Below are 18,514 nucleotides of genomic sequence, written 5' to 3' on the forward strand. Positions count from 1 at the left end.
CAATCCCAGGAGTTGCAACCGATGGAATTATCCTCACTGACCGCCGTTTCCCCCGTTGATGGACGCTACGGTGATAAAGTCAGCGCGCTGCGCGCAATCTTCAGCGAATTTGGCCTGCTGAAGTTCCGTGTGCAGGTTGAAGTACGTTGGCTGCAAAAACTGGCAGCTTGTGCGGACATCAAAGAAGTCCCTGCTTTTGATGCCGACGCAAACGCTTTCCTTGACCAGTTAGTGGCTAACTTCGACGAAAAAGACGCACAGCGTATTAAAGACATCGAGAAAACCACCAACCATGACGTCAAAGCAGTTGAATACTTCCTGAAAGAAAAAGTGGGGGCCATCCCTGCCCTGCACGCCGTGTCTGAATTCATTCACTTCGCCTGTACTTCTGAAGATATCAACAACCTCTCTCACGCCCTGATGCTGCAAACGGCACGCCAGGACGTCGTGGCGCCATACTGGCTGAAAATCATTAATTCCATCAAAGATCTGGCTCACCAGTTCCGTGATATTCCCCTGTTGTCACGCACCCACGGCCAGCCTGCTACGCCGTCCACAATTGGTAAAGAGTTTGCCAACGTAGCCTACCGCATGGATCGCCAGTACAAGCAGCTCCAGCAAGTGGAAATTCTTGGCAAAATCAACGGTGCAGTCGGCAACTACAACGCCCACATCGTGGCCTACCCGGAAGTGGACTGGCATAAGTTCAGCGAAGAATTCGTGACCTCGCTGGGCATTACCTGGAACCCGTACACCACACAGATTGAACCGCATGACTACATCGCAGAACTGTTTGACTGCGTGGCGCGTTTCAATACCATTCTGATCGACTTCGATCGCGATATCTGGGGTTACGTTGCCCTGAACCACTTCAAGCAGCGCACCATTGCCGGCGAAATTGGTTCTTCTACCATGCCGCACAAAGTGAACCCAATTGACTTCGAAAACTCAGAAGGCAACCTCGGTTTGTCCAACGCCGTACTGCAGCATCTGGCCAGCAAACTGCCGGTGTCCCGCTGGCAGCGTGACCTGACAGACTCCACCGTCCTACGCAATCTCGGTGTCGGTTTGGGTTATGCGTTGATCGCTTATCAGGCCACCATGAAAGGCGTGAGTAAACTGGAAGTGAACGAAGGGAATTTGGCGTTCGAACTTGACCACAACTGGGAAGTACTCGCCGAGCCAATCCAGACTGTGATGCGCCGTTACGGCATCGAGAAACCTTACGAAAAGCTGAAAGAGCTGACCCGTGGCAAACGCGTTGATGCAGCGGGCATGCAAGCATTCATCGACAGCCTGCCATTGCCGGAAGACGAGAAAGTTCGCCTGAAAGCCATGACTCCAGGCAACTATATAGGCCGTGCAGCTCAAATGGTCGATGAGCTGAAATAAGTTTTCGGCTTATTGCATATATGGCGACCTGCGGGTCGCCTTTTTTATGTCTGAGGGTATAAAATAGATACCAACACTGTAGCCCACAGGAAAATCAGCCGTTTATGAGCATGGACACCAATCAGCGCGTGCTGGAAAAACTCCGGCAGAACCTTGCCCATGCTGGCGCGCAGCCGCTTTATCTCTGTTTCAGTGACGCTATTTTGCAGGCCATAAATACCGGCATATTGGCCGAAGGCGATTTCTTGCCCAGTGAGCGACAGTTCACCGAGGAGCTTGGAATTTCGCGTATTACGGTACGTAAAGCGCTGGCAAAGCTGGAGGAGGCCGGAAATATCGGCCGGTCGCGCGGTTACGGCACCTTTATCAAGAATAAAGCAGAGAGCAAACTCTCCTATTCATTAGCAGATATGAAAGGTTTCTCGCGCGAAGTGCTATTACAGGGGCGGAAACCGGACACGCTTTGGATCAGCCGCGAAAAGGTGCCCGCCGATGCTCTGGTTGCCAGTAAACTGGCGATCACCCAAAAAAGCGATGTCTATAAACTCAAGCGTATTCACTATATTGACACGCAGCCGATGTCCGTGGCGCTTTCTTATGTGGTGACGGATGCAATCGCTGATGTCCAGGATATCGGCGTCTCGCTGTATGATTATTTCCACCGCAACAATGTTGAACTCGGTGCGCTGCAAAGTCGGGTCAGCGCCGCCATGGCTGATGACGACACCGCCCGATCCCTGCAGCTGACTGCGCCGATGCCGGTACTGATCATTCGTCAGACACTGTTCGACGGGCAAAACCGCCCCATCGAATACAGCGAAAGTTTTTGCCGCAGCGATATGTACGAATTTATCAGCGAAGATTAACCCACAGGACCGAAATCCCCGGCAAGCTGGGCCAGCGTAGGGGCGCAGTCACCTCCGGGTTTGGAGACCACATAAGCCGCCACGCAGTTGGCCAGCATCATACTTTGCCAGTGAGTCAGGCCCAGAGATAACCCCGCAAGCAAACCGGCGCAGTGGCTGTCACCTGCGCCAATGCTGTCCACCATTGTCACTTTGCGTGCGGCGATCCAGCCGTGCTCCTGCTCACCACCGTAGTAATAACTGCCCTTCTCACCGCAGCGCAATACCACCAGTTCATGGGTTTTCGCCTGCAATTGGCGACAGAAAATTTCCTCATCCTCTACGTACCCCAGCAAACTGGCTTCACGCTGATTAAGCGTCAAAATAACGCCGGGGCGGATCAGTCCTTTAACGAGCTCTTTTGACATGGCATCCAGACGTGGGCCCAGATCCAGCACTACCCGAACACCGGCGGGCAGATGCTGCATCCACTCCACCAGCACCCCGCCCTGTTTTGCACCCAGTTGATACCCGGACAGATAGACCAGAGCATTTTGTGGCACCTCAGCACTGAGCCACGATGGTTGCCACTGATTTTCAACTCCATCGATGGAGATAAACGTCCGTTCGCCGTCGGGTTCTACCAGCGCCAGACACCAGCCGTTGTCACCGCCGCTGACCTGAAGATCCGACTGAATGCCGCGCGCGGTCATCTCCTCACGCAGCCGCGTCGCCCACATGCCCTCGCCCAGCGGCAACATATTGTGGCTATCGATCCCCAATTGTTTCAGGCCAAGGGCGATATTCAGCGCGCAGCCGCCCAGATGAAAACCTGAAACTGTGGCAGGTATATCGCCCCCGCGTACTGGCAAATTATCCGCATGGGCCACCATATCCATCACCGCCGCCCCGACGACTGTGACCGGACACTGCTGATGCCAGTTACCCTGCATCAGGGTTTGTAAAAGTTCACCGTGCTGGCAGCTGCTCATTGCACCTCCTCAGCACGTTTACGAAAACGCAGAAAAGCGTGGCTGTAATGGGTCATACTCAGCGGATTCACGCGTTTTAGCTCGGTCAGATACTCCGCACTGAAGGCTTCAATGCCGTGCAACGCTCCGCAAATTGCCGTTGCCATTGCGCCAATGGTGTCCGTATCACCGCCCAGATTGGCGCACAATACCGCGCAGCGGTTTGGGCAGGTTCCGGCGAGTTCAACCATCGCCAGCGCCGCCGGAACGGATTCAATGGTACTCACACCAGCCCCAACAACATTATAGATCTGCTCTGATGCCTGCTCCGTGCCACTGGCTTTCTCCACCACGTCAAACGCCAGTTCTATTCGGGCCGCGAGCGACGCACTGAAAGTGGTAGTCTGGCGGGTCTGGGCGTATTTGGCGATGTCCGGCAGCGCAAGACGGATGTCCGCCCAGCTTGCCCCTTCCACCGCTTTTGCCACCGCCCAGGCAATCACCACCGCACCTGCAACGGCAATATCTGACTTGTGCGTCGGGCTGGAAGCCAACCAAACCTGCTGGCAAAAATGCTCGAGCGGCGCGGAAGGCAGTACGCAGCCTAGCGGTGAGACGCGCATTGCGGCACCGTTGGTGACGCCGTTATTTTCCAACTCGCTGATTGCCACTCCTTTCTTCTGCTCGGCCAGTGCCAGTTTTGAACTTGGGCCAAGAATGTTTTTGTTAAAGGCATCAAAGTCATCGACCCAGCGGATCACATTGCGGGCAATCAGTTCAGGAACCACCGCACCGTCCGCTTCGATCAGCGCGTCGGCCAGCGCCAGCGCCATTGAGGTGTCATCCGTAAACTGAGCGGCAGTGAAATAACAGGCGGCGTTATTTTCGGCCGGCCCATCAAGGAAACGGTCAATCCAGCCAAAGTGCTTCTTCACGCGTCCACGGGGCCATAACTCGGACGGCATCCCGAGCGCGTCCCCCAGCATTTGTCCATACAGCGCACCAAGAATGCGGTTCTCACGGGTTATCTGTTGCATATTTACCTCCTAAAAGATGTCAGCTGACGGGCATAATGCCCGCCAGAAAAGTGAACGTTAAGGGCGTGCCAGTTCGACCGGCGTAATGGTTTTGTCGCGTTCGCGGAAAAACAGCAGGAACAGCAGCATCACACCTGCCACCATGGCGGCGCCAACGCCCCACACGGCGAACCAGTCGAAGGTCATCCCGTTATGCGGTTTTTCCAACGCGAAAGTGGTCATCCCGCGGCCCCCAAGCCAGTTGCCGATAAAGCTCCCCAATCCCTGGCAAATCAGGGTGATCAGGCCCTGCGCCGCGGTGCGCATATGCGGTGGCGCTTTTTTATCGACGTAGATATAACCGGTCACAAAGTAGAAGTCGTAACTGACGCCATGCAGCAGGATGCCGAGGAACAACATGCTGTAGGCCCACACATCCTCCGTGCCGCCATAGATGAAGAAAACGTAGCGAATCGCGGCGGTCACGAAGCCCAGCATCAGCACTTTTTTGATGCCAAAGCGTTTAAGCAGAAAAGGGAGCGCCAGCATCGCGAAAATTTCAGACACCTGACCGAGGGTCATCCAGCCAGTGGCATTGGTGAGGCCAACCTGCGTCAGATAACCATTAGCGAACTGGTAATAGAAAGCCAGCGGCATACAAAAAAGAAAGGAGCAAAGGGCGAAAATCGCGAAGGAGCGGTCTTTAAGCAATCCCAGTGCATTAAGCCCAAACAGAGCCTTGATATCCACCAGACCACTGCCTTTAGCGGGCGTATCCGGCAGCCAGAAGCTGTAGATACCCAGTGCAAAAGAGGCAGCGGCAGTCAGCCACAGCGGCAGATTGGTGTCGGAAATATTGCCGAGACCGAGCATCGGCGGCAGCATAAAACCAATGAACAATCCTGAGGCAATCCAGCCCAGTGTGCCGAGAACGCGGATACGCGGGAAGTCCTTCTCGGTATCATTGATATTGGCAAAAGCGATGCTATTGGTGAGCGCCACCGATGGCATGTAAGTAATGGCATACACCACCAGCAGCGGGAAAAACGTCGAGAATTGTGTTTGCATGGCGATGAAACACATCAGCGCGCCACCGGCCAGCAGCAGCCACGCCAGCACTTTCTGCGCTGCAAAATAACGGTCGGCAATAACACCCACCAGCACAGGCGAGAGAATGGCAGCAATCGCCGTACTGCTGTAGGACCAGGCAATCTCCGAGGGGCTAAAACCGAGTTTATTCAGGTATTGCCACAGTGGAACAAACCAGGCCCCCCAGATAAACCACTCAATAAACATCATGACAGACAGCTTCAGATGGGTACGTTTCATTATTATATCCTTGCTGAACAGGAAACCTTTCAGAGCTGAAGGAAAGCCAGACCCGAGGCAGATAAAGGCATCTATTGAATACCTTTATAGTACCTTAATGATACCTTTGAATTTTTACCGCGATCCTTCTCACATTTTCTGTCACTGATGAGAATGCCCGTTTATACTTGGTTTATCTTTCGTTTAACCTGCCTTTCAACGTGTTTATCTGACGTTGAAGAAAATCATTCTGAATACGTTACAGTTATCGCAGGATATATTATAAAAAGCTGGCCAGGGTTAAGCCCTGCCCTCAAAAAGGAGTTGCTATGCGAATTCTGGTTGTCGAAGACAATGCGCTGTTACGCCATCACCTGTCGGTACAAATGCGTGAGATGGGACATCAGGTCGACGCGGCAGAAGATGCCAAAGAAGCTGACTACTTTTTGCAGGAACACGCTCCGGATATCGCCATTGTTGACCTCGGATTGCCCGGCGAAGATGGCCTCAGTTTGATTCAGCGCTGGCGCAGCCATCAGGCCAAATTACCGATTCTGGTGCTGACCGCACGCGAAAGCTGGCAGGACAAAGTAGCGGTACTGGAAGCCGGTGCCGACGACTACGTTACCAAACCCTTCCATCTGGAGGAGGTGGTCGCGCGTATGCAGGCCCTGATGCGCCGTAACAGCGGCCTGGCCTCGCAGGTTATCGCCATAGCCCCGTTCCAGATTGACCTCTCCCGCCGTGAACTCACGGTAAACGAGCAGCCGGTGAAGCTCACCGCTTTTGAATACACCATCATAGAAACCCTGATCCGCAACGCAGGAAAAGTGGTCAGCAAAGACTCGCTGATGCTACAACTTTATCCGGATGCTGAGCTGCGTGAAAGCCATACCGTTGATGTACTGATGGGCCGGTTACGTAAGAAACTGCAGGCCGAGTACCCGACCGATGTGATAACGACTGTACGCGGTCAGGGTTATCGTTTCGATATTCGTCCGTAATGTTTTCCAACGGCTGACTAATGAAATTTCGCAACAACCAACCTTTTTCGCTGCGTTCACGCTTTATGCTGGCGACTGCGGCGGTAGTACTCGCACTGTCACTGGCTTACGGGTTGGTGGCCGTGGTCGGTTATATGGTCAGCTTCGATAAAACCGCCTACCGCCTGTTACGCGGTGAAAGTAACCTTTTTTTCAGCCTCGCCCAGTGGCGTGATAACAAGCTGACGATCAATGTCCCACCCGATCTGGATCTCAACTCCCCCACGCTGGTGTTCATTTATGATGATAAAGGCGACCTGCTGTGGGCCGAGCGTAAACTTCCAGAAATTGAAGCCCGTATCGACAAAACGTGGATGAACAAACCTGGCTTCTATGAGCTTGATACCGACACTCAAATCAGTAGCGAAGTGGTCGGCGATAACCCGAAAGCTCAGGATAAGCTCAAAGATTACGATGACACCGACGCCAACGCGATGACCCACTCCATCGCCGTCAATACTTACGCTGCCACGTCCCGTCTGCCCGCACTGAATATTGTGGTAGTGGATACTATTCCGCAGGAGTTACAGCGTTCGGATCTGGTATGGGAATGGTTCAGTTATGTACTGTTAGCGAATTTGCTGCTAGTCGTACCGCTACTGTGGCTGGCGGCTTACTGGAGCCTGCGTCCGATCAAAGCGTTGATCCGCCAGGTCGCTGAGCTGGAAACCCACGAGCGTGAAGCGCTGGATGAAAACCCGCCGCGTGAGCTCAAAGGGCTTGTGCGCAACCTAAATACCCTCCTGCATGGCGAACGGGAACGCTATGACCGCTACCGCACTACGCTGGCGGACCTGACCCACAGCCTGAAAACGCCGCTGGCCGTGATGCAGTCGACGCTGCGTTCATTGCGAAACAGCAAACAGATGACCATCGAAGAAGCCGAACCGGTGATGCTCGAGCAGATCAGCCGTATCTCACAACAGATAGGATATTACCTGCACCGCGCAACACTGCGTTCTGAACACACTATTTTGATCCGTGAAGTACACTCCGTTCCGCCACTGCTCGACAGCCTATGCTCAGCACTCAATAAAGTGTATCAGCGTAAAGGCGTGGTACTGACGCTGGATATTTCCCCGGAAATCACCTTCATTGGCGAGAAAAACGACTTCATCGAAGTGATGGGCAACGTCATCGACAACGCCTGTAAATATTGTCTGGAATTTGTGGAGATCAGCGCTGTTTACACCGAAAAACAACTGGTCATTCTGATTGAAGATGATGGTCCCGGCATTCCGGAAAGCAAACGCACCGTCATTTTCCAGCGAGGCCAGCGCGCTGATACCCTGCGTCCGGGTCAGGGACTGGGCCTCTCTTTAGCCAGTGAAATCATCGAACAATATGACGGTGAAATTATCATCGGCGACAGCCCGCTCGGCGGTGCCAGTATGCGTGTCTGCTTCGGTCAGCAGCACGAATCGGATATTGACTAAGCCAGACTGACGCTGCTGCAAACAAAAATGTTATCAGCAAGTGAAAATTGCTGGTGATTGCCCAATGCAGCAGCGGCGCCTTCCGTTATAATCCTTCTCAATAGTCTTCTTTTCAGGCCATGGAATAAACATATGGATTATCAACTCGACTTAGACTGGACCGATTTTTTACAACGTTACTGGCAAAAACGTCCTGTTGTTCTTAAACGTGGCTTCAAAAATTTTGTTGACCCGCTCTCCCCGGATGAGCTGGCCGGCCTGGCGATGGAAAACGAAGTAGACAGCCGTCTGGTCAGTCATCAGGATGGTCGCTGGCAGGTCAGTCACGGTCCGTTTGAAAGTTATGATCATCTGGGTGAAAACAACTGGTCGATTCTGGTTCAGGCCGTTGATCACTGGCACGAGCCCTCTTCCCATCTGATGCGCCCGTTCCGCCATATTCCTGACTGGCGTATGGACGACCTGATGATCTCCTACTCAGTCCCTGGTGGCGGTGTCGGCCCGCATCTGGATCAGTACGACGTGTTTATCATTCAGGGCACCGGCCGCCGCCGCTGGCGTGTAGGCGAAAAAATTCCGATGAAACAACACAGCCCGCACCCGGATTTGCTCCAGGTGGCTCCGTTCGAGGCCATCATTGATGAAGAGCTGGAACCGGGTGACATCATCTATATTCCACCGGGTTTTCCGCACGAAGGCTATTCGCTGGAAAGCTCGCTGAATTACTCCGTTGGTTTCCGCGCACCGAATGCACGCGAGATGGTCAGCGGTTACGCGGATTACATTCTTGCCCGCGAGCTGGGCAGTCACCGCTACGGCGACCCGGATCTTGTAGAACGTGAACATCCCGCGCTGGTTGAGCCGGAAGAGCTCGACCGCATGCGTAGCATGATGCTGGAGCTGGTCGGTAACCCGGAGCACTTCAACAGCTGGTTTGGTGAATTTATCTCCCAGTCACGTCATGAGCTGGATCTGGCGCCGCCGGAGCCGCCTTATCAGGCGGGTGAAATTTATGAGTTGCTGGAGTCCGGTGAATCGCTGCAACGGCTTTGCGGTCTGCGCGTATTGCGCGTGGGGGATGTGTGCTACGTCAATGGCGAAGCGATGACAACTGAACATCTGGCTGCCGCCGATGCCATGACCCGCCACATGACAGTCACCCGTGACATGCTGGGTGATGCGCTGGAAGATCCGTCATTCCTTGCCTTGCTCTCTGCGCTGGTCAACAGCGGGTACTGGTATTTCAACGACTGACCTGGTTAACGCAGTAAAATAAAAGGGAGCACTTTGCAATAAAGTGCTCCCTTTTCGTTTATGCGACTCGGTTAACTGCCTGGATAAAATCAGTGTTTTGCCGCTTGCTGCGCCGTCAGCTCGGCAATATGCATGATAACGTCGGTCGCTTTTTCCATCCCTTCAAGCGTGACAAATTCGTGCTTGCCGTGAAAATTATAGCCGCCAGTGAAAATATTCGGGCAAGGCAGGCCACGGAAAGAGAGCTGTGCGCCGTCAGTACCACCACGGATCGGCTTCATAATGGGGTCGATATCACAAGCCACCATCGCCTGTTTGGCAATTTCAATGATGTGCGGATGCTCTGCCACCTTGTCATGCATATTGTAATAGTGATCGTCGAGCGTCACTTCAATATAACAATCGCGGTGCAATCCTTTGCCAACCACGTGGGCAACATCAATGATTTTTTGCTTACGTGCTTCGAAATTAGTTTTATCGAAGTCACGGATAATGTAGTGCATTTCGGCGCGCTCAACCGAGCCTTTCATCGACGTCAGATGATAAAAGCCCTCATAACCTTCGGTGTTCTCCGGTGTTTCGTCGGCCGGAAGCTCACTGTGAAAGCGTGCTGCGAGAGACAACGCATTAACCATCACGCCCTTGGCGCTGCCCGGATGCACATTATTACCGACAATTTTAATGGTCGCAGAGGCGGCATTAAAGTTCTCAAATTCAAGCTCGCCCACCCCGCCGCCATCCACGGTATAAGCCCATTCTGCGCCAAATGCCGTAACGTCAAATGTCTGCGCGCCTTTGCCAATTTCTTCATCCGGCGTGAATGCTATACGCAGCGGGCCATGTGGCCGGTTACTTTTTTTGAGCATCGCCATGGCGGTGATAATGGCCGCAATACCGGCTTTGTCATCGGCACCCAGTAGCGTTTTGCCATCAGTTGTGATCAGTGTCTGACCAAGCAACTGGTGCAGTACGGGGAACATCACCGGAGAGAGAACTTCATCGCCGTTACCGAGCGCGATATCCCCCCCGCGATAATTTTCGACGATCTGCGGATTGACGTGTTTGGCGGTAAAGTCAGGTGCCGTATCCAGATGGGAAATGAAGCCAATCGTTGGAACCTGCCAGGCGACGTTGCCCGGTAAAGTGGCCATCACGCAGCCTTTGTCGTTGAGCGTAACCTGTTCGAGCCCCAGTTCAATCAGCTCGTTACGTAATTCACGTGCCAGCTTCGTTTGCCCTTCTGTGCTGGGCGTATGCCTGACATTGGCTTTCGATTGGGTATCAAATGAAACGTAGTGGAAGAAACGATCGAGCAACTTATCCATAATTAGGTATCCTCAGGCAGCCGACTTTTATTATGCGCAGCATGAAAATCGCAAATATTGCGTCAGGTCATTTTTGTCCAAGTTTAGTCACCGAAGTGTTCTGCACGGGCGCAATTTTTTAGGGATAACGTAAAAAGAGGGAAAAGGCAAAAAAAGCCCGGCTAGCGCCAGGCATTATCTTCTTTGGTCAGAAAGGCGTGAACAAATTCGGGGACGACCTCACTGGCGAGCCCGTACTTCTTCTCATCAAACTCGCTTTCGACCTGGCTGGGCTCGAGGTTCAGCTCAATCGTAAAAGCCCCACCCAAACGGGCTTCATGCACAAAACCGGCGGCCGGATAAACATGCCCGGAGGTCCCGATTGCAATAAAGAAATCAGCCTTCGCCAGCGCCTGATAGATTTCGTCCATGCCAATCGGCATTTCACCAAACCACACAATGTGCGGGCGCAGCGCGGCCGGGAACTGACAACAGTGGCATTTGTCGTTAACACTGAGATCACCCAGCCAGTCGAAGACCTGACCTGACTGAGTACAACGTACTTTCAGCAATTCACCGTGCATATGCATCACGCGCTTATTCCCCGCACGCTCATGCAAATTATCGATGTTCTGCGTCACCAGCATAAAGTTATCGCCCAGCGCATCTTCAAGCATGGCCAGCGCTTTGTGGGCCGCGTTCGGCTGGATCGCTTCCTGCTGTAACTGCTGACGGCGGGCATTGTAAAATGCCTGAACCAGTTCAGGATCGCGGCGATAGCCCTCGGGCGTCGCCACATCTTCCACGTTATGCTCTTCCCACAATCCGTCCGCTGCGCGGAAGGTGCGAATACCGGATTCAGCCGAGATCCCGGCGCCGGTCAGCACCACGACAAAAGGCCGTTTTAATGACGCGGCAGCCATATTGTCGCGATGGAAAATACTTGAGCGAAAACGTTGGTGCCGTATGCGTTTATTTTTGCGAAACCGACACAGACGATGGCGTGTGCGCATAAGTGCTCCTGCTGTTTTACAAGTCTGTTAAAAGTTTCTACTGTCCGCCACTTAATACACGGGCCGGATCAATACGGCTGGCGCGGCGTGCCGGATACCAGCTAGCCAGCAGACTAAGCACCAGTGCGGTGAACAACACGCCTGCTACGTCCAGCCAGTGAAGCTCCGACGGTAAAAAGTCGATGAAATAAATGTCGCCCGACAAGAACTGATGCCCGGTAAATTTTTGCAGCGCATTAATGATATTCGTCAGTTGGTAGGAGGCAATCACCCCCACCACCACGCCACAAATACTGCCCACCAGCCCGGCCAGTAAACCGTACCAGATGAACACGGCGCGGATCAGCCCGTCTTTTGCGCCGAGTGTGCGCAGAATCGCAATATCACTGCTTTTATCCTTCACGGCCATAACCAGCGTCGAGACGATATTGAAACAGGCGACGCCAATCACCAGCACCATCGCCATATACATGATGGCACGCACCATCTGGATATCGCGGTACATGTAACCATAGGTGCCGATCCAACTGCTGATGTAAACGTAGGCCTGCGTCACCTCACCGGCGTCACGCACCAGTTTCTGTGCGGCAAAGACATCGTTCACTTTAATGTCAATCCCGGTGACGCTGCTGCCCATGTCCTGATACTGCTGGGCATCCGCCAGGGGAACCATCGCTAAACTGTGGTCGAGCTGGCCACTTAACTGCAAGATACCGGTGACGTGCAGACGGATGCGCTTAGGTTGAAGCAGCTTCATTTGCGGGTCACTGTTGGGGATCATCACTGTGACCCAGTCATCCTGTTTTACGCCGATAGCGTCAGCAACGCCTTTGCCCAAAATGACCTGCTGTTCACCTGCTTTGAAACTCTTCCAGGCATCACCCAGAACAAAGGACGGCGCGGCGCTGACGCGTGGCTCCTGCTGCGGATCCACACCTTTGAGTTTAATCGCGCGCAGTTTCGCACCATGCTCAATCAGGCCGTTAAATTCCACATAAGGTGCGGCGGCGGCAATGCCCGGTACTTTTTCCACGCGTTCAAGTACGCCCTGCCAGCCTTCAAACGGCTGATTGACCGGGCGAATTTCGCCGTGCGGCACCACGGCCAGCACACGCTCTTTCAGCTCACGTTCAAAACCGTTCATGGCGCTCAGACCAACAATCAGCACCGCCACGCCCAGCGCAATGCCGAGCGTAGAGATAATCGAAATTAGCGACACCATGCCGCTGCGGCGGCGACCACGGCTAAAGCGCAGGCCGATTAAAAGCGAGAAGGGGATAGCTGACATCACTTCGCTCCCAGCAGGGTCGAATCCTGTTGCAGCTTACCATCGCGCATCTCCAACTGACGGTTCATGCGCTTAGCCAACTGGAGGTCATGTGTGACAACCAGAAATGCCGTGCCCTGACGGACATTCAGTTCACCCAGTAAGTCAAAAATACTGTCAGCATTTTTCTGATCCAGATTACCGGTCGGTTCATCGGCCAGTACCAGTGACGGGCTGTTTACCAGCGCACGGGCTATTGCCACACGCTGACGCTCACCACCAGAAAGTTCAGACGGGCGATGTTTGCTGCGGTGCTGCAAACCAACGGCGGCTAGCATCGCCATGGATTTTTCCTCCACTTCAGCCGCTTTACCTTTACCGATCAACAACGGCATACCGACGTTTTCCATCGCCGTGAAGTCTGGCAACAGGTGGTGGAACTGGTAGATAAAGCCCAGTTCACGGTTACGCAGTTCGGCTTTAGCAGCAGAAGACATGGTGTTAAGCGAGGTGCCTTTAAACACCACTTCACCGGAAGTCGGGGAATCAAGCCCGCCCAGCAGATGTAACAAGGTACTTTTACCTGAGCCGGAGCTGCCGACAATCGCCATCATTTCGCCTGGCTGAATCGCAAAAGAGACATCGCGCAACACATCGGTGTGCATTTTGCCTTCGGTGTAGGTCTTACAGAGGTTTCCGCACTGCAATAATAATTCGCCCTGCGATGATACTAAATTACTCATAACGTAAAGCCTCTGCGGGTTGGGCGGCAGCTGCGCGCCACGAAGGGTAAAGCGTTGACAATAAAGCGATCGCCATGGCGATCAGCGCAATAATCACCACCTGAGTGGGTTCGATATCCACCGGCAGCGACGCGCCATCAAGCATCAGTCCAATAGCAGGCATGATGTTATTCAACTGGGTTGCCAGTACTACACCGAGCACGGCCCCGAACAGCGCACCAATAATACCGGCACTTGCCCCCTGTACCATGAACAGTGCCATGATCTGACGGCGGGTCAGCCCCTGGGTTTGCAGTATGGCAACTTCGCCCTGCTTCTCCATCACCAACAACCCGAGGGACGTAATAATGTTAAAGGCGGCGACGGCAACAATCAGACTGAGCAGCAGACCCATCATATTTTTTTCCATGCGCACCGCCTGGAACAGCTCACCGCGACGTTCTCGCCAGTCTTTCCACTCGGTGCCTTTCGGCAGGGTTTGCGTACTCAGACTGTCCACGTCCAACGGCTTGTCGAGGAACAGACGCCAGCCCGTTACATTCCCTTTCGGATAGAGCATCAGACGTGAGGCATCCTGCTGATTAACCAGCATCTGGTAGCCATCCACTTCACTGTTGGCGGCAAAAGTGCCGGCGACGGTAAACAAACGCTGACTTGGAATACGGCCCATCGGCGTAAACTGACTGACGCTGGTGACCATCAGACGCAGTTGGTCGCCGCGTTTAACTTTCAGCTGCTGCGCGAGCTGGTCGCCGAGAATGACGTTGTACTGGCCCGGTTGTAGTACATCCTGATTCACCGCCACCATATAGTTGGAAAGCGGATCTTTCTCATCAGGATTTACGCCCAACATCACGCCAACCGCTACACTGCCGGGGCTTTGCAGCACCACGTCGCCAGTCGTTAGCGGTACAGCGCGGGTGACACCCTTAAGCGCGGCAACATCCGCCTGAGTAATTTTTTGAGGATCCAGCGAACCCTGTGCCGTCGTCACCAACGCCTGAGGCATCAGACCCAGAATGTTACTTTCCAGATCCTTCTCAAAACCGTTCATGACCGATAACACCGTCACCAGCGCCATCACCCCGAGGGTGATGCCGATAGTCGAAAGCCAGGAGACAAACCGCCCAAAGCGGTCTGAAGCACGCCCGCGCATGTAGCGCAGGCCTATAAATAACGCGACAGGTTGATACATGACATCCGTTTTACGTGCTTGGCCGTGTTAAGTGCATGGCGCAGACTAAAGTGATCAAGGATAATAAAGGCTAGTCCCGCTTTATGGAACCACTAACAGTATTAACCCCCCGGCTTTATTGTCTTTTATCGACTTTAATATTAGATAATCGGGTTGACCCCGGTTAGCGCCCCATCGCAAGATACGCTCTGCAAATCAGGTCCAGATGGACGCCGACAACGAGATAACATTACAGCCTATGCCTCACGATCATCGTTATTCTTTGCCTGAACGCCCCGGCGACACCCGCGTACTGGGGCAGCTCACCGGTTCCGCCTGCGCACTGGAATGCGCCGAAATCAGCGAGCGTCACAACGGGCCGGTCATGCTCATCGCGCCCGACATGCAAAATGCCCTTCGCCTGCGCGACGAAATCCAGCAGTTTACCGATCTCAAAGTGATCAACATTGCTGACTGGGAAACGCTGCCTTACGACAGCTTCTCGCCGCATCAGGAGATCATCTCCTCCCGTCTGTCGAGCTTGTACCAGTTGCCGATACTCGAACGCGGCATCATTATTTTGCCAGTAAACACACTGATGCAGCGGGTCTGCCCGCATGAATTCCTGCACGGCCACGCGCTGGTGATGAAAAAAGGCCAGTTATTGTCGCGCGATAAACTGCGCGCCCAGCTGGAACAGGCCGGTTACCGCAGCGTTGATCAGGTGATGGAACACGGTGAGTTTGCCACCCGTGGTGCCCTGCTTGACCTCTACCCGATGGGCAGCGACGAACCTTATCGCATCGACTTTTTCGACGATGAAATCGACAGTCTGCGGGTGTTTGACGTCGATACCCAGCGCACACTCAGTGAAGTGGCACAGATTAACCTTCTGCCCGCGCACGAATTCCCGACCGACAAAACGGCCATCGAACTGTTTCGCAGCCAGTGGCGTGAAAAGTTCGAAGTGCGCCGCGATGCTGAACACATTTATCAGCAAGTCAGTAAAGGCACCTTCCCGGCGGGAATCGAATACTGGCAGCCGCTGTTTTTCAGCCAGCCGCTGACTACCCTGTTCAGCTACCTGCCGAAAAATACTCTGCTGCTCAATACCGGCGATCTCGAAAACGCCGCCGACCGCTTCTGGCTCGATGCTACCCAGCGTTATGAGAACCGCCGCGTTGACCCGATGCGTCCGCTGCTGGAACCGGAAACCCTGTGGTTACGCGTTGATTCACTGTTTAGCGAACTGAAAGCCTGGCCGCGCATTCAGCTGAAAACCGAAGTTTTGCCCGCGAAAGCCGCCAATACCAACCTGAGTTATCAGGCATTGCCGGATCTTTCCGTTCAGCCGCAAAACAAAGCCCCGATGGACAATCTGCGCCGCTTTAACGAGTCCTTCGCAGGCAGTTTGGTGTTCTCGGTAGAAAGCGAAGGCCGCCGCGAAACCCTGCAAGACCTGCTGGCGCGTATCAAGCTTAGCCCGACACTGATCACCCGCATTGAAGAAGCGCAAACGGTGGGCCGCTATATCATGATCGGTGCCTGCGAACGTGGTTTCCTCGACAGCGAAAAGCAACTGGCGCTGATTTGCGAAAGCGATCTGCTCGGTGAACGTGTGGCGCGTCGTCGTCAGGACAGCCGCCGCGCGATTAATACCGACACGCTAATCCGCAATCTGGCAGAGCTGCGTACTGGTCAGCCAGTGGTGCATATGGAGCACGGCGTCGGGCGCTATCTGGGCCTGACCACGCTCGAAACCGGCGGCATCAAGGCCGAGTACCTGATCCTCACCTACGCCGGTGAAGACAAACTTTACGTGCCGGTCTCGTCGCTGCACCTTATCAGCCGTTATGCCGGCGGTGCAGACGAAAGCGCACCGCTGCATAAACTTGGCGGTGAAGCCTGGTCAAAAGCCAGACAAAAAGCGGCCGAAAAAGTGCGTGATGTGGCGGCGGAGTTGCTCGATATCTATGCCCAGCGAGAAGCCAAAAAAGGTTTCGCCTTCAAACATGACAAGGAACAGTATCAGCTCTTCTGTCAGGCGTTCCCATTTGAAACCACGCCGGATCAGGCACAGGCTATCAACGCCGTATTGACCGATATGACCCAACCGCTGGCGATGGACCGTCTGGTCTGTGGTGACGTGGGCTTTGGTAAAACAGAAGTGGCGATGCGCGCCGCCTTTCTGGCGGTATCGAACAATAAACAGGTCGCCGTACTGGTGCCGACCACCCTGCTGGCGCAGCAGCACTTCGACAACTTCCGCGACCGTTTCGCCAGCTGGCCGATTCGTATCGAGATGATGTCGCGTTTTCGCAGTACCAAAGAGCTGAACGCCACGCTGGAACAGGCGGCGGAAGGCAAGGTTGATATCATCATCGGCACCCATAAACTGCTGCAAAGTAGTTTGCAGTGGAAGGATCTGGGCCTGCTGATTGTTGACGAAGAACACCGCTTTGGTGTGCGCCATAAAGAGCGTATCAAGGCGATGCGTGCCGACGTGGACATTCTGACCCTGACCGCCACGCCCATTCCGCGAACGCTGAATATGGCCATGAGCGGAATGCGTGATTTGTCGATCATTGCCACGCCACCAGCGCGCCGTCTGGCCGTGAAAACCTTCGTGCGCGAGTATGACAGTCTGGTCATCCGCGAAGCCATTCTGCGTGAGGTGCTGCGCGGCGGGCAGGTTTATTATCTGTTCAACGATGTGGAAAATATCGAAAAGGCTGCCGACAAACTGGCGGAACTGGTTCCGGAAGCACGCATTGCCATCGGCCACGGCCAGATGCGCGAACGCGATCTGGAGCGCGTGATGAATGACTTCCACCACCAGCGTTTCAACGTGCTGGTGTGTACCACCATCATTGAAACCGGTATCGATATTCCAAGCGCGAACACCATCATTATAGAACGCGCTGACCATCTCGGTCTGGCGCAGCTGCACCAGCTGCGTGGCCGCGTCGGCCGTTCGCACCATCAGGCTTATGCCTACTTGCTGACGCCACCACCGAAAGCCATGTCCGCCGATGCCCACAAACGTCTGGAAGCCATCGCATCGCTGGAAGATTTGGGTGCCGGTTTTGCACTCGCCACCCATGACCTTGAAATTCGCGGTGCGGGCGAACTGCTTGGCGAGGGTCAGAGCGGCCAGATGACCAGTATTGGTTTCACGCTCTATATGGAACTGCTGGAAAATGCGGTAGAAGCGCTGAAAGAGGGACGCGAACCGTCGCTGGAAGATTTAACCACCAGCCAGACTGAAGTCGAAATGCGCATGCCCGCCCTGTTGCCGGAAGAGTATATTCCCGACGTCAATACGCGCCTGTCGTTGTATAAACGCATTGCCAGTTCAGGCAGTGAAAGCGAACTCGACGAACTGCGTGTAGAGCTGATTGACCGTTTCGGTACGCTGCCTGACGGCGCGCGTAATCTGTTACACATTGCGGTATTGCGCCTGAAAGCCAAAGCGCTGGGTATCAAACGAATTGAAGGAAATGAACGCGGCGGCTTTGTGGAATTCAGCGACAAGAATCGGGTAAATCCGGGTTATCTGATTGGTCTTTTACAGAAACAGCCGCAGATTTACCGCCTCGACGGACCGAGCAAGCTGAAGTTTATGATTGATCTGACCGACCGGCCTAAGCGTCTGAAATTTATCGACGACCTGCTGGCAGCGTTTGCGGAAAATATGATGTAACGCCTCACGCAGAGCCTTAAAAAAAGCCCGGTGCATAGCAATATG

At 54.0% G+C, this 18,514-nt stretch carries 14 protein-coding genes; 6 read left to right on the forward strand and 8 right to left on the reverse strand.

From position 1 onward, the window contains the following. Positions 1-21: 21 nt before the first annotated feature. Both purB and ACZRKO_RS08785 read left to right on the forward strand, forming a co-directional pair. Positions 22-1,392, forward strand: a complete 1,371-nt coding sequence (purB, locus tag ACZRKO_RS08780) for an adenylosuccinate lyase (protein WP_463736816.1) — start codon at positions 22-24, stop codon at positions 1,390-1,392. A 104-nt stretch (positions 1,393-1,496) separates the two neighbouring features. Continuing rightward, complete coding sequence (locus ACZRKO_RS08785; RefSeq protein WP_463736817.1) at positions 1,497-2,258, forward strand: GntR family transcriptional regulator; 762 nt, start codon at positions 1,497-1,499, stop codon at positions 2,256-2,258. Here the strand turns inward: ACZRKO_RS08785 and ACZRKO_RS08790 are convergent. The 3 genes from ACZRKO_RS08790 to ACZRKO_RS08800 are packed head-to-tail and all read right to left on the reverse strand — an operon-like array spanning position 2,255 to position 5,553. Next, positions 2,255-3,229 carry a PfkB family carbohydrate kinase gene (locus ACZRKO_RS08790; RefSeq protein WP_463736818.1) on the reverse strand — a complete coding sequence of 325 codons (975 nt, stop codon included), beginning with the start codon at positions 3,227-3,229 and terminating at the stop codon, positions 2,255-2,257. The genes ACZRKO_RS08785 and ACZRKO_RS08790 overlap by 4 nt on opposite strands. After that, positions 3,226-4,245 (reverse strand): ADP-ribosylglycohydrolase family protein, encoded by a 1,020-nt coding sequence (locus ACZRKO_RS08795; RefSeq protein WP_463736819.1) that lies wholly within the window; start codon positions 4,243-4,245, stop codon positions 3,226-3,228. Before ACZRKO_RS08795 ends, ACZRKO_RS08790 begins: the two co-directional genes overlap by 4 nt. 57 nt (positions 4,246-4,302) lie before the next feature. Continuing rightward, the gene (locus ACZRKO_RS08800) at positions 4,303-5,553 is read right to left on the reverse strand and encodes a nucleoside permease (RefSeq protein ID WP_463736820.1); all 1,251 of its coding nucleotides are present in this window, start codon (positions 5,551-5,553) and stop codon (positions 4,303-4,305) included. Positions 5,554-5,861: 308 nt separating this feature from the next. Here ACZRKO_RS08800 and phoP point away from each other — a divergent pair, with 308 nt between their 5' ends. The 3 genes from phoP to ACZRKO_RS08815 all read left to right on the forward strand — a co-directional run bounded on the left by phoP (position 5,862) and on the right by ACZRKO_RS08815 (position 9,265). Further along, on the forward strand, positions 5,862-6,536 hold the full coding sequence (phoP, locus tag ACZRKO_RS08805; protein WP_463736821.1) for a two-component system response regulator PhoP: 675 nt from the start codon (positions 5,862-5,864) through the stop codon (positions 6,534-6,536). A gap of 20 nt (positions 6,537-6,556) precedes the next feature. Continuing rightward, positions 6,557-8,011, forward strand: coding sequence for a two-component system sensor histidine kinase PhoQ (gene phoQ / locus ACZRKO_RS08810; protein ID WP_463736822.1), 1,455 nt, complete (start codon positions 6,557-6,559; stop codon positions 8,009-8,011). Positions 8,012-8,143: 132 nt separating this feature from the next. Then, a complete protein-coding gene (locus ACZRKO_RS08815) occupies positions 8,144-9,265 on the forward strand; it encodes a ribosomal protein uL16 3-hydroxylase (RefSeq protein WP_463736823.1) in 1,122 nt (373 codons plus the stop codon). Positions 9,266-9,354: 89 nt separating this feature from the next. Here the strand turns inward: ACZRKO_RS08815 and pepT are convergent, their stop codons facing one another. The 5 genes from pepT to lolC all read right to left on the reverse strand — a co-directional run bounded on the left by pepT (position 9,355) and on the right by lolC (position 14,787). Further along, positions 9,355-10,590, reverse strand: a complete 1,236-nt coding sequence (pepT, locus tag ACZRKO_RS08820) for a peptidase T (protein WP_463736824.1) — start codon at positions 10,588-10,590, stop codon at positions 9,355-9,357. 161 nt (positions 10,591-10,751) lie between these two features. Next, entirely contained in the window at positions 10,752-11,582 is an 831-nt protein-coding gene (gene cobB / locus ACZRKO_RS08825; protein WP_463736825.1) for a Sir2 family NAD+-dependent deacetylase, read from the reverse strand. 37 nt (positions 11,583-11,619) lie between these two features. Beyond that, positions 11,620-12,870, reverse strand: a complete 1,251-nt coding sequence (gene lolE / locus ACZRKO_RS08830; RefSeq protein WP_463736826.1) for a lipoprotein-releasing ABC transporter permease subunit LolE — start codon at positions 12,868-12,870, stop codon at positions 11,620-11,622. After that, on the reverse strand, positions 12,870-13,592 hold the full coding sequence (gene lolD / locus ACZRKO_RS08835) for a lipoprotein-releasing ABC transporter ATP-binding protein LolD (protein WP_463736827.1): 723 nt from the start codon (positions 13,590-13,592) through the stop codon (positions 12,870-12,872). Before lolD ends, lolE begins: the two co-directional genes overlap by 1 nt. Further along, positions 13,585-14,787, reverse strand: coding sequence for a lipoprotein-releasing ABC transporter permease subunit LolC (gene lolC / locus ACZRKO_RS08840; protein ID WP_463736828.1), 1,203 nt, complete (start codon positions 14,785-14,787; stop codon positions 13,585-13,587). Before lolC ends, lolD begins: the two co-directional genes overlap by 8 nt. 238 nt (positions 14,788-15,025) lie before the next feature. On the opposite strand from lolC, the gene mfd reads away from it, so the two are divergent. Beyond that, positions 15,026-18,469, forward strand: a complete 3,444-nt coding sequence (gene mfd / locus ACZRKO_RS08845; RefSeq protein ID WP_463737513.1) for a transcription-repair coupling factor — start codon at positions 15,026-15,028, stop codon at positions 18,467-18,469. The last annotated feature ends 45 nt before the right edge of the window (positions 18,470-18,514 follow it).

Source organism: Ewingella sp. C233 (genome assembly GCF_055407225.1).

Bases quoted from the DNA above. Each gene is read 5' to 3' on its own strand.
- lolD (WP_463736827.1), bottom strand. From the start codon at position 13,592: ATGAGTAATTTAGTATCATCGCAGGGCGAATTATTATTGCAGTGCGGA.
- pepT (WP_463736824.1), bottom strand. From the start codon at position 10,590: ATGGATAAGTTGCTCGATCGTTTCTTCCACTACGTTTCATTTGATACC.
- lolC (WP_463736828.1), bottom strand. From the start codon at position 14,787: ATGTATCAACCTGTCGCGTTATTTATAGGCCTGCGCTACATGCGCGGG.
- purB (WP_463736816.1), top strand. From the start codon at position 22: ATGGAATTATCCTCACTGACCGCCGTTTCCCCCGTTGATGGACGCTAC.
- lolE (WP_463736826.1), bottom strand. From the start codon at position 12,870: ATGTCAGCTATCCCCTTCTCGCTTTTAATCGGCCTGCGCTTTAGCCGT.
- ACZRKO_RS08795 (WP_463736819.1), bottom strand. From the start codon at position 4,245: ATGCAACAGATAACCCGTGAGAACCGCATTCTTGGTGCGCTGTATGGA.
- ACZRKO_RS08790 (WP_463736818.1), bottom strand. From the start codon at position 3,229: ATGAGCAGCTGCCAGCACGGTGAACTTTTACAAACCCTGATGCAGGGT.
- ACZRKO_RS08800 (WP_463736820.1), bottom strand. From the start codon at position 5,553: ATGAAACGTACCCATCTGAAGCTGTCTGTCATGATGTTTATTGAGTGG.
- cobB (WP_463736825.1), bottom strand. From the start codon at position 11,582: ATGCGCACACGCCATCGTCTGTGTCGGTTTCGCAAAAATAAACGCATA.
- ACZRKO_RS08815 (WP_463736823.1), top strand. From the start codon at position 8,144: ATGGATTATCAACTCGACTTAGACTGGACCGATTTTTTACAACGTTAC.
- mfd (WP_463737513.1), top strand. From the start codon at position 15,026: ATGCCTCACGATCATCGTTATTCTTTGCCTGAACGCCCCGGCGACACC.
- phoQ (WP_463736822.1), top strand. From the start codon at position 6,557: ATGAAATTTCGCAACAACCAACCTTTTTCGCTGCGTTCACGCTTTATG.
- phoP (WP_463736821.1), top strand. From the start codon at position 5,862: ATGCGAATTCTGGTTGTCGAAGACAATGCGCTGTTACGCCATCACCTG.
- ACZRKO_RS08785 (WP_463736817.1), top strand. From the start codon at position 1,497: ATGAGCATGGACACCAATCAGCGCGTGCTGGAAAAACTCCGGCAGAAC.